Source organism: Pseudomonas sp. 32A (genome assembly GCF_052682255.1).
This window is the reverse complement of record NZ_JBQYLY010000001.1, coordinates 4,759,943-4,770,117: the sequence shown is the minus strand read 5'-3', so window position 1 is coordinate 4,770,117 and position 10,175 is coordinate 4,759,943. Positions and strand designations below refer to the sequence as shown.

At 61.3% G+C, this 10,175-nt stretch carries 11 protein-coding genes; 2 read left to right on the top strand and 9 right to left on the bottom strand.

Annotated features, from left to right (window positions below):
* Positions 1–7: 7 nt before the first annotated feature.
* The 4 genes from phnF to phnC all read right to left on the bottom strand — a co-directional run bounded on the left by phnF (position 8) and on the right by phnC (position 3,545).
* Complete coding sequence (gene phnF, locus ACUN0G_RS22095; protein ID WP_445574265.1) at positions 8–712, bottom strand: phosphonate metabolism transcriptional regulator PhnF; 705 nt, start codon at positions 710–712, stop codon at positions 8–10.
* A 35-nt stretch (positions 713–747) separates the two neighbouring features.
* Complete coding sequence (phnE, locus tag ACUN0G_RS22090) at positions 748–1,530, bottom strand: phosphonate ABC transporter, permease protein PhnE (protein WP_445574264.1); 783 nt, start codon at positions 1,528–1,530, stop codon at positions 748–750.
* Between the two features lie 148 nt (positions 1,531–1,678).
* Entirely contained in the window at positions 1,679–2,680 is a 1,002-nt protein-coding gene (phnD, locus tag ACUN0G_RS22085) for a phosphonate ABC transporter substrate-binding protein (RefSeq protein ID WP_421524301.1), read from the bottom strand.
* A 31-nt stretch (positions 2,681–2,711) separates the two neighbouring features.
* Positions 2,712–3,545 (bottom strand): phosphonate ABC transporter ATP-binding protein, encoded by an 834-nt coding sequence (gene phnC, locus ACUN0G_RS22080; protein WP_258347140.1) that lies wholly within the window; start codon positions 3,543–3,545, stop codon positions 2,712–2,714.
* Positions 3,546–4,340: 795 nt separating this feature from the next.
* On the opposite strand from phnC, the gene ACUN0G_RS22075 reads away from it, so the two are divergent.
* Positions 4,341–4,676, top strand: a complete 336-nt coding sequence (locus ACUN0G_RS22075; RefSeq protein WP_187601635.1) for a DUF6124 family protein — start codon at positions 4,341–4,343, stop codon at positions 4,674–4,676.
* A gap of 404 nt (positions 4,677–5,080) precedes the next feature.
* A complete protein-coding gene (locus tag ACUN0G_RS22070; protein WP_445574263.1) occupies positions 5,081–5,539 on the top strand; it encodes an HIT family protein in 459 nt (152 codons plus the stop codon).
* 37 nt (positions 5,540–5,576) lie between these two features.
* On the opposite strand, the gene ACUN0G_RS22065 is transcribed toward ACUN0G_RS22070, so the two are convergent.
* Genes ACUN0G_RS22065 through ACUN0G_RS22045 form a run of 5 tightly spaced genes read right to left on the bottom strand, consistent with a single transcriptional unit; the run spans position 5,577 to position 10,174 of the window.
* A complete protein-coding gene (locus ACUN0G_RS22065; protein WP_167663638.1) occupies positions 5,577–5,981 on the bottom strand; it encodes a hypothetical protein in 405 nt (134 codons plus the stop codon).
* Between the two features lie 15 nt (positions 5,982–5,996).
* Positions 5,997–7,190 carry a c-type cytochrome biogenesis protein CcmI gene (ccmI, locus tag ACUN0G_RS22060; RefSeq protein ID WP_445574262.1) on the bottom strand — a complete coding sequence of 398 codons (1,194 nt, stop codon included), beginning with the start codon at positions 7,188–7,190 and terminating at the stop codon, positions 5,997–5,999.
* Positions 7,183–7,656 (bottom strand): cytochrome c-type biogenesis protein, encoded by a 474-nt coding sequence (locus tag ACUN0G_RS22055; RefSeq protein WP_010166149.1) that lies wholly within the window; start codon positions 7,654–7,656, stop codon positions 7,183–7,185. The genes ccmI and ACUN0G_RS22055 overlap by 8 nt, the downstream gene beginning before the upstream one ends.
* On the bottom strand, positions 7,653–8,189 hold the full coding sequence (locus ACUN0G_RS22050; RefSeq protein WP_008434782.1) for a DsbE family thiol:disulfide interchange protein: 537 nt from the start codon (positions 8,187–8,189) through the stop codon (positions 7,653–7,655). The genes ACUN0G_RS22055 and ACUN0G_RS22050 overlap by 4 nt, the downstream gene beginning before the upstream one ends.
* Positions 8,186–10,174, bottom strand: a complete 1,989-nt coding sequence (locus tag ACUN0G_RS22045; protein ID WP_445574261.1) for a heme lyase CcmF/NrfE family subunit — start codon at positions 10,172–10,174, stop codon at positions 8,186–8,188. Before ACUN0G_RS22045 ends, ACUN0G_RS22050 begins: the two co-directional genes overlap by 4 nt.
* Position 10,175 lies beyond the last annotated feature (1 nt).

The following is a 10,175-nucleotide window of genomic DNA, read 5'->3' as shown; positions in this document are numbered from 1 at the left end:
GTATCCATCAGGTCACCACTTGGTACTGGAAGCGATCCGAACGGCTGGTGGACTGCGCCAGCTCCACCGGGCGGCCGTCGCGATCGCGGGAAAGAGTGAATACGGTCAGCGCCGGCAAGTGCCGGGGCATCATCAGCAGTGCGGCTTCCTCGCGGTTGGGCAAACGCGCGCCGATCAGGCTTTGGGTGCGGGTCAACGGCAGGTCGCGTTCACGCAGGTACTGGCGCAGGGAGCCGCCGTTGTAATCCGCCAGCAACGGTGCATGGCTGGCGCAGTAACGATGGCGGATCAGGCTGACCGGCTGGTGGTCGAGCTTGCGCAAGGTCTGCAGCTCGATCATTGGCGCCATCTCGGCGATGCCCAATTGCTGCGCCTCTTCGTGGCTCGCGAAGCAGTAGCGGCGCTTGAGCAGCAACGCTTCCACGCCCACGCCTTGGGCCGACAACGACTGGCTATAGGAGGTCTCGGCGCCCATCGGGTAAATCAGCGGGCGGTCCAGCACTTGGGTGCCCTTGCCCTGGCGGCGCAACAGGCTGCCTTCGAACACCAGCTCATCGATGGCGCGGCGCAGGGTGTGGCGGTTGACACCAAAGCGTTCAGCCAACTGCACCTCGCCCGGCAGGAACTCACCGGCCTGGTAGCTGCTCAGTTCGCGGCGCAGGATATCGGCGAGTTCGCGGTACACCGGCTCATCTTGTCTAGACAACTGCATGCTTAAAAAAAGCGCCCTGGGGCACCCCTCCGACGTCAGATGAACTGCTTGCGCAGGCGTTGGGACAGCACGTCGATACAGCTCACCACCACGATGATCACCAGCAGCACCGCGCAGGTCTGCACGAACTGGAAGGCGCGGATGTTCTCCCAGAGGATCACGCCGATCCCGCCGGCACCGACCATCCCCACCACCGTCGCCGAGCGCACGTTGGCTTCGAAGCGGTAGAGCGCGTAGGACACCCACAGCGGCATCACTTGCGGGATCACGCCGTAGATCACTTCCTGCAAGGCACTCGCGCCGGTGGCTCGCACACCTTCAACGGGGCCCGGGTCGATGGCTTCGACGGCTTCGGCAAACAGCTTGGCGAGGACGCCGGTGGTGCTGATCCACAAGGCCAGGACACCGGCAAAAGGACCGAGGCCGACGGCGACCACGAACAACATGGCGAACACCATTTCGTTGATCGAGCGGAAGGCATCCATCACCCGGCGCAGTGGCTGGTGAATCCACCACGGCGTGATGTTGTCGGCGCACAGAATGCCCAGCGGCACCGAGCAGACAATCGCCAGCACCGTGCCCCAGAGGGCGATTTGCACGGTGACGATCATCTCCTTGAGGTAGGAGCGCCATTCGTGGAAGTCCGGCGGGAAGAAGTCGGCGGCGAAGGTCGCCATGTTTCCGGAATCGCGGTACAGCGCCAGCGGGTTCATCTCGGCGCCGTGCCAGGCCCAGGCCAGCAGGATCAGGAACAGGCCCCAGCCCAGGTATTGCGGCCAAGTCCTTTTGCCTACGGCTTCAGCATGAAAGGTAGTCATGGGTCACTCTCGGTGTAGGGTTGGAACTGGGCTTAATGTGGGAGCGGGCTTGCTCGCGAATGCGGTGACTCAGTCGCCGGATGCGTTGAATGACACACCGTATTCGCGAGCAAGCCCGCTCCCACATGAACCCGATTCCTACAGGGGGTCAGCCGTTGGCTGCGGTCTTCTTGTCCAGTTCGGTGATGCGCTCTTGCAGCTTGGCCAGGTCGGCGTCGATATCCGCGAGCTTCCTGGCCTTGTCAGCCGCTTCCAGCTTGTCGTCGGCGCTGATGGTGGTGCGCTGCTTGAACAGCTCCAGTTGGCGGATCGGCAACAGCTGGTCGTCGCTGGACTTGAGGAACTTGCCCAGTTGCATGTTCTTCAGCACGGCCTTCTCTTCGTCGGTGTCACCGTAGTTGGCGAAGAAGTCGCGGATCTTGGTCTTCTCGCTGTCGCTCAGGGCCTTGCTCCACACCATCGGGTCGGCCGGGATCAGCGGCGACTTCCAGATCACCTTGAGCATCGCGGCTTTGTCCGGCTGGGTAACTTCCAGGCGGTCCCAGCTTTCGGTGTTGAAGGTGGCAACGTCCAACTGCCCTTTGGCCACGCTCAGTGCGTTGACTTCATGGCTGGAGTTGAGGGTGCGCTTGAAGGCGGTGGCGGCGTCGACGTGGTTCTTGGCGAACACGTAGTAGCCGGGTACCAGGTAGCCCGAGGTGGAGTTCGGGTCACCGTTGCCGAAGGTCAGGTTCTTGGCGTTCTTGAGCATGTCTTCAACGTTGTTGATCGGGCTGTCTTTGCGCACGATCAGCACGCTCCAGTAACCGGCAGCCCCGTTGGCAGCGGCGGTCTGGGCGAAGATTTCGCCGTTGGAACGGTCCACCGCTTCCATCGCCGCCTTGTTGCCCAACCAGGCCACGTCGACCTTGTTGAAGCGCATGCCCTGGATCAGGCCGGCGTAGTCGGAGGCGAAGGTGGCGTTGATGGTCAGGCCGGTCTTCTTGTGCATGTCATCCAGAAAGGGCTGCCAGATGCTCTTGAGGTTCTGCGAAGACTCGGTGGACATGATGCCGAAATTGATCGCCTTGTCGGCGGCCTGGGCATTGCCCATGGCCACGCTGGCTAACAGCACGGCGGACAGAAACACATGACCGATACGGTTCAACATGGAGAGGATTCCTGTGGGTCGTTGGAGGGTTTCAAGCGCGGGCCAGGGCCAACCGTGCGGGGACGACGGGTGTGCGGGTCTGGTCGGAAAACATCAGGCTGGTGTCGACATCGGCACCGTACAAATCGTTGAGGAACTGGCTGCTCAGCTCGCTGGCGTGGCCATCGAAGTGAATCCGCCCGCCCTTGAGCGCCACGGCTCGGGGGCAATAACGCATGGCGTAATCCACCTGGTGCAGGGTGACCACCACGGTCTTGCCGTCGCGGCCGTTGATGTCGGCGAGGATCTCCATGACCTTGCGTGCCGACTCCGGGTCCAGGGAGGCGATGGGTTCATCGGCCAGGATCACTTCGGCGCGTTGCGTCAAAGCGCGGGCAATGGCTACGCGTTGCTGCTGGCCGCCGGACAAGGTAGAGGCGCGTTGCGCGGCCAAGTCAGCCAGGCCGACGCGGGCCAGGGATTCCATGGCGAATTGTTTTTCCTCGGCATTGAACAAACCGAGGTTGCCACGCCAGCGCGGCATGCGGCCCAGGCAACCGAGCAGTACGTTGTCGAGCACGCTCAAGCGGTTGACCAGGTTGAACTGCTGGAAGATGTAGCCGATATCGGCGCGCAGGCGCCGCACCTTGCCATTCAACCGCCCGCTGGCCTGCACTTCCCGGCCCAGCACCTTGACGCTGCCGCCGTTGCTCTTGTCGCAACAGGCCAGGCCCGCGAGGTGGCGCAGCAAGGTGGACTTGCCGGAGCCGGAAGCGCCAATCAGCGCGACCATCTCACCGGTGGCGACGGTGAGTTCGAGGTCGACCAATGCGGATTTTTTCGCAAAGGTCTTGTTCAGATGATCGACATGGATAGCTGGAGTCATGGGCTTCTCTGTCTGGTTGAACAGCCGTCCGTGGCTGCGTTTGAGTTCAAACGACAGTAGGCGCGGGCTGTGTCAGCCCTATGACTTGCACATGACTGGAGTAAAACCGTTTGATGAAGGTTTGATGAAAGGTTGGAAGTAGCTGTAGGACGTTGATCGTTCCCACGCTCTGCGTGGGAACGCCGCCTCGGACGCTCTGCGTCCAGCTGGGGATGCAAGGTTGAAGTCTTGCCCAGTGGTGACGCGGAGCGTCACGGGATGCATTCCCACGCAGAGCGTGGGAACGATCCAATGAAAGGTTGGAGCCGGATGCAGGACTTGATCGAGGCAGAAAACCAGCAGGCGACGTAGATCCAGTGTGGGAGCGGGCTTGCTCGCGAAGGCGGTGTATCAGTGCCGGATTTGTTGGCTGACACGCCGCTTTCGCGAGCAAGCCCGCTCCCACATTTTGATCTCGGTTGGTCAGGAGGGTCTGTTTGTGAGCAGGCTTGCGATCTAAAAGGTGGAACTGACCTAAGGACCGTTCCCACAAAGATTTAGGGTTGCTTGTGTCGTATGTCGTCGCTAACCTTCGCGGGTCGCTGCAAATTCAGCGAACGGGTGTGGTAGCCCGGCGATTTCATAGATCCCAAAACGCTCAAGGGCGTTTTTTTGTGCGGGCTGCTTTGTGGCGGCTGTGCATGGGAGGCTTCGGCCTGCCGGGTTTCTATGACCGGTCTACCACCCCGTGTACAGTCGCCTCCCTGATCGTGTGGTAGCGAAAGTGGAGGTGCTTACTCATAGAGGAGCTTCACCATGAAAAAGGTCACGCCCAACCCGCCGTATTACTTGAACGACCAGAAATTCCACGACGCTGCCCAGCGCGCATTCAAGCACTACGACCTGAATTCAGAACCTGCCGCTTCGCCCCCGCCCTCCGACAAACTCTTCTCCGTACGTGCGGGTCTCAGCACTGAAGTCGCGTTGTGCAACGCCAGCGAGATTCTTGAGTCGGCGGCTGTCAGCGCCTATGACTGTGCCGAGCATCTTGATGGGGCCAGCCGCAAGCAGGTGTTGGCAGTGGTGCAACTGGTGGAGATGGCGCAGTTATTGGTGGATGAGGCGCTTAACCGAGAGTGTCCGGTGGCCTGATCAACACCGAAATCCAACTGGCAACATAAATCCAATGTGGGAGCGGGCTTGCTCGCGAATGCAGAGGGTCAGTCAATACATCGGGTGACTGATCCACCGCTTTCGCGAGCAAGCCCGCTCCCACATTTTTGATCCTGTCACCTTGGCATTCCTGCTGCTGGGGTGATCGCCGGGGTAATCCATTGGCTCAGTGCCCCGCACCGCGCAAGGGAACGGGCCTGACGCTATCGCGGGAATAATCCGATAACGACGCATGAAAAACCGCGAACAACAGTAAACACCCGACTTATCCGGTGCCCGTCCTAGGAAACTTCGGAAATTTTCTGTTTATTTTGCCTGGCTAGAACAACCGGGCTATATCTCATCACGAAGTACTATTCCGACCCATGAGAGAGATAGACAGAATGAGCTGTATTTTTTGCGACATCGTTCAAGGAGTATCCCCTTCGCACGTCATATGGGAAGACGACAGGCACATGTCGTTCCTATCAATCTTCCCAAACACGCCGGGCTTTACGGTAGTTATCCCCAAAATTCATCATGACAGTTACGCATTCAAGCAGTCGGACTCGACGCTGTGCGAACTCATTGTCGCAGCCAAGAAAACCGCGCTACTGATAGATAAATCCCTACCAGATGTCGCCCGTACCGGGTTGATGCTGGAGGGATACGGGGTTGACCACCTACACGCGAAGTTATTTCCAATGCATGGCACCGGCCAAAACAGCACATTCAAAAAGATCAGCTCACGGGTGGACAAGTTCTATGAGGTGTATGAGGGTTATATTTCCTCACACGACTCAAACAGGGCAGATGACGGTGAACTCGCTGAACTCGCCGCACATATAAGGTCGTTTAAATAAACGACCTTATAGGATCAGTCCCGATAAACAGCCAAAGTCATTGCGCGTACTGCTTGCTCAACCCCGGCGGTACGCCATGGACATCGGTCTCTTCCCAAGGCCCGTTCGGGCTGATGGAGCGGCTCCAGCCGTTGCTCCAGCGGTAGTAGGTGCGCTGGCGGTAGAACGTATCGGCCTGCTCATCCAGCACGTACACCTGCATCTTGCCGTCCCAGTGGCTGGCCGCACCCGGTGGCGGTGCGAAGGTCGGCGAGGAGCTCGGCACCGGCTTCGACGGTTTGATCACCGGGCCCGAGGGTTGGGTGCCCGGCTGTGTGCTCGGCTGGGTCGACGGCCCTGTCGGTGGAATGGTCGGCCCGGTGGGCGACGGAGGCCGATGGACCGCACAAGCACTCAACCCCAATACCAGGCTGAGCAGGGTGATACGTGCGATAGCGGTCATGGGCATTTCCTCGAATTATTTATCCGGACTGTCGATGGTCAGCTGCTGCAGCGCAGTGGTGCTGCTGGCCAAGGGTTGGCTGCGGCCGATCCACTCGCCAGCTGTCGGAACACCTGCCCGGGATATGCGCGCAACCAGTTGGACTTCGGGAAAGTTGGACAGTTTCAACTGCGGCATCATCGCGTCGGCATCGCCCAGTTCGACGGTGATCGGCAGGTCGGCCACGGTCACGCGCTTGGCCGCCAATGGCGCCGGCGGGCCTTTGACGGCACGGGCGAAGATAAACACGCTGTCGGTCGGCAAGGCCTTGGCCTTCACATCCGCCGCCAGGTCCACACGCACTTGCATCTGCTTTTGTGCTTTCACGGGCGCCACGCTACCGCCGCCCTCTCTGAGCTTCTCGGCCGCCCGGTCAATCCCGCCTTGCAGTGCGACACGGGAGTTGTCTTCCGGCGGCAGTTGCGCCAGCAGGCGGTTCCAGTAGTCGATCGCTTCCTGGTAACGCTGGCCTTCAAAGGCGGCGATGCCCAGCAGGCCGAGGCTGGTGACTTCTTTCGGGTCGAGTTTCAGTGCTTCGTCGGTCAGGGCCTGAACCTTGGGCGACCACTGTTTGTTGTCGGCAAAGTACTGGGCCTGGGCCCACTGGCCGAGCAATTCCGGCTGGCGGCCGGCCAAAGCCACGGTGCGCTCGAAGACTTTGGCCGCATCGGCGGAACGGTCCTGGGCCATGTAGGCGCGACCGAGGAAGTACAGGCCTTCCGGCGAATCCGGTTGGGCGGCAGCGGCGCGCTCCAGGCGGCGGGTCATGTCTTCCATGGACACCGGCGGCTGGGAGAATTCGCGGGTCAGTTCGACCTTGTCGCTGGCCCCGTAATGCAGGTACAGCGCAACGCCCAGCACCGGCACCAGAAAGGCCGCGAGCAACGGCAAGGGTTTGCCGAGGCGCGACTCCCGAGGCTTTTCCACACCTTCGGTATCCGCCAGCAACTCACGGGCCGCTTCAGCGCGCCCGCTGTCCAGTTGGGCCGCATCCAGCACGCCTTCGGACTGCTGGGTTTGCAGTTCCGCCACACGTTCTTGATACAGCGCCACGTTCAGCGCGGTGCGATCCTCTTCACGCTGGGCACGGCGGCCGCGTAACACCGGGATCAGCAGAAAACTCAGGGCAATCAGAAGCAGCAGACCGGCTGCGAGCCAGAAATCAATCATCAGTTTTTTTGTCCAGCAGTTGGTCGAGGCGTTGACGCTCATCGACGGAAAGCGAGTCCGAGCCATCGGCCGGGGCGACACGACGGCGGCGCACAATCACAGCCATCACCACGACACCGGCGAGCAACAAACCGGCCGGGCCGAACCACAGCAACGCGGTCTTGCCGGTGAGCGCCGGCTTGTAGCGCACGAAGTCACCGTAGCGGTCGACCATGAAGTCGATGATCTGCTGATTGTCCTTGCCCTCGCCGAGCATGCGGAAAATCTCTTTGCGCAGGTCGGCAGCGATCGGTGCGTTGGAGTCGGCGATGTCCTGGTTCTGGCACTTGGGGCAGCGCAGTTCCTTGGTCAGTTCGCGAAAACGCTCGCGGTCACCGTCCTTGGCAAATTCGTAAGTGTCGATGGCCGCGTGAGCCACGCCGACCATGCTCAAGCCCAATACAGCGGCGGCTAACCAACGCTTCATGGCTTGGCCTCGTCCACCAGCGCCTGGTACTTGGCGGCCAGTTGCTCGCGCCACACCACTTCGTCGATCACGCCTACGTACTTGTCGCGGATCACGCCCTTGGCGTCGATGAAGAAGGTTTCCGGGGCGCCGTATACGCCGAGGTTCAGGCCGAGGTTGCCGTCTTCGTCGCGGATATCCAGCTGGTATGGGTTGTGGAATTCCGCCAGCCACTTCAGGGCGGCAGCGTTGTCGTCCTTGTAGTTGATGCCGTAGATCACCACGCCCTTCTCCGCCAGCTTGTTCAGCACCGGATGCTCCACGCGGCAGGAAATGCACCAGGTGCCCCACACATTGACCAATGCCGGTTTGCCCAGCAAGTCAGCCTGGGTCAGGGTTTTGTCGCCCTGCACCGTCGGCAGCGAGAACGCCGGGAATGGCTTGCCGATCATGGCCGACGGCAACTCGGCCGGGTCCAGGTACAGCCCGCGATACAGGAACACCGCCACCACCAAAAACGCCGCCAGCGGTAACACCATCAACCAACGCTTCATACCACCGCTCCTTGCAGACCGAGGGCTTCACGCACCCGGCTCTTGACCTTGACCCGGTAGCGCCGGTCCATCGCTGCCAGCAAACCACCGAACCCGGTGAGCAGGCCGCCGAACCAGATCCAGCGAACAAACGGTTTGACGTGGACCCGCACGGCCCAGGCGCCATCGCCCAGTGGTTCACCCAGAGCGACGTAAAGGTCGCGGGTGAAACCGGCGTCGATCCCGGCTTCGGTCATCATCGAGCTTTGCACGGTGTACAAGCGTTTTTCCGGGTGCAACACCGCGATTTCCTTACCGTTGCGCACGACGCGTACAGTGCCTTTGTCGGAGGTGAAGTTCGGCCCTTCGAAGTGCTTGGCGCCTTCGAAAATGAAGTGGTAACCGGCCAGGTCCATGGACTCGCCGGGTGCCAGGCGCAGGTCGCGCTCGGCACTGTTCTGGCTGGACAACACCACGCCCAACGCACACACGGCGATGCCGATGTGGGCGACCTGCATGCCCCAGTAGCTGCGGGTCATGGTCGGCAGGCCTTTGATCAAACCTTTGTGGCGGGTCTTGTCGATCAGGTCACGCACGCCGGCCAGCAATACCCAGGCAGCCAGCATGAAGGTGGCGAGCACGGCCCAGTTGAAGTCGCCGTAGGCAATACCGGCGATCACGGCCAGCGCGGCGCTGCCGAGCAGTACCGGGGTGAGCATGCCCACCAGCCATTTCACCGGGGTGTCTTTCCAGCGCACCAGGACGCCGACCGCCATCACCACCATCAACAGCGCCATCAACGGGATGAACAGTGCGTTGAAGTACGGCGGGCCGACGGACAGTTTGGCGCCGCTCAGGGCATCCAGCACCAGCGGGTACAGGGTGCCGAGCAGGATCATCGAAGCCGCCACCACCAACACCAGGTTATTGCCCAGCAACAGGGTTTCCCGAGACCAGAGGTTGAAGCCCACGTGGCTCTTGACCACTGGCGCGCGCAACGCAAACAACGTCAACGAGCCGCCGACCACGAACAGCAGGAAGATCAGGATGAACACGCCGCGCTCCGGGTCGGAGGCAAACGCGTGAACCGATGTCAGCACGCCGGAACGCACGAGGAACGTACCCAGCAGGCTCAGGGAAAACGCGGCGATGGCCAGCAACACGGTCCAGCTTTTGAACACGCCGCGTTTTTCCGTGACTGCCAGCGAGTGAATCAGCGCCGTGCCCACCAGCCAGGGCATGAAGGAGGCGTTTTCCACCGGGTCCCAGAACCACCAGCCGCCCCAGCCGAGTTCGTAGTAGGCCCACCAAGAGCCCAGGGTGATGCCGATGCCGAGGAACGCCCAGGCGACGATGGTCCACGGCCGCGACCAGCGCGCCCAGGCGGCATCGAGACGCCCGCCGAGCAAGGCGGCGATGGCGAAGGCGAAGGCGACCGAGAAACCGACATACCCCATGTAGAGCATCGGCGGGTGCACGATCAGGCCGATGTCTTGCAGCAGCGGGTTGAGGTCATGGCCGTCTACCGGGATCTGCGGCAGGATGCGGGTGAACGGGTTGGAGGTCATGATCAGGAACAGCAGGAAGCCGATGCTGATCATGCCCATCACCGCCAGCACCCGGGCCAGCATGACTTGCGGCAGTTGGCGGGAGAAGATCGAGACAGCAAAGGTCCAGCCACCGAGGATCAACGCCCACAGCAGCAATGAACCTTCGTGGGCACCCCACACGGCGCTGAACTTGTAGTACCAGGGCAAGGCGCTGTTGGAGTTGTTGGCGACGTAGGCGACGGAAAAGTCGTCGGTCATGAAGGCGTAGGTCAGGCAACCGAAGGCGAACACCAGAAAGGCGAACTGGCCCCAGGCGGCCGGCTGAGCCAGGCTCATCCACAAACGGTCACCACGCCAGGCACCCAATAACGGGACCACAGCCTGGACGATGGCAAAGCACAGGGCGAGGATCATCGCCAACTGGCCCAGCTCTGGAATAAACAATGCGGACGTCATG

What these genes read in the sequence shown, in the direction of transcription:
- ACUN0G_RS22050 (WP_008434782.1), bottom strand. Translation starts at nt 8,189, where the DNA reads ATGAAGCGTTGGTTGATGGTGTTACCGCTGGCGGCGTTTTTGGTGGTG.
- ACUN0G_RS22070 (WP_445574263.1), top strand. Translation starts at nt 5,081, where the DNA reads ATGAGCTGTATTTTTTGCGACATCGTTCAAGGAGTATCCCCTTCGCAC.
- ACUN0G_RS22075 (WP_187601635.1), top strand. Translation starts at nt 4,341, where the DNA reads ATGAAAAAGGTCACGCCCAACCCGCCGTATTACTTGAACGACCAGAAA.
- ccmI (WP_445574262.1), bottom strand. Translation starts at nt 7,190, where the DNA reads ATGATTGATTTCTGGCTCGCAGCCGGTCTGCTGCTTCTGATTGCCCTG.
- ACUN0G_RS22065 (WP_167663638.1), bottom strand. Translation starts at nt 5,981, where the DNA reads ATGACCGCTATCGCACGTATCACCCTGCTCAGCCTGGTATTGGGGTTG.
- ACUN0G_RS22055 (WP_010166149.1), bottom strand. Translation starts at nt 7,656, where the DNA reads ATGAAGCGTTGGTTAGCCGCCGCTGTATTGGGCTTGAGCATGGTCGGC.
- phnF (WP_445574265.1), bottom strand. Translation starts at nt 712, where the DNA reads ATGCAGTTGTCTAGACAAGATGAGCCGGTGTACCGCGAACTCGCCGAT.
- ACUN0G_RS22045 (WP_445574261.1), bottom strand. Translation starts at nt 10,174, where the DNA reads ATGACGTCCGCATTGTTTATTCCAGAGCTGGGCCAGTTGGCGATGATC.
- phnE (WP_445574264.1), bottom strand. Translation starts at nt 1,530, where the DNA reads ATGACTACCTTTCATGCTGAAGCCGTAGGCAAAAGGACTTGGCCGCAA.
- phnC (WP_258347140.1), bottom strand. Translation starts at nt 3,545, where the DNA reads ATGACTCCAGCTATCCATGTCGATCATCTGAACAAGACCTTTGCGAAA.
- phnD (WP_421524301.1), bottom strand. Translation starts at nt 2,680, where the DNA reads ATGTTGAACCGTATCGGTCATGTGTTTCTGTCCGCCGTGCTGTTAGCC.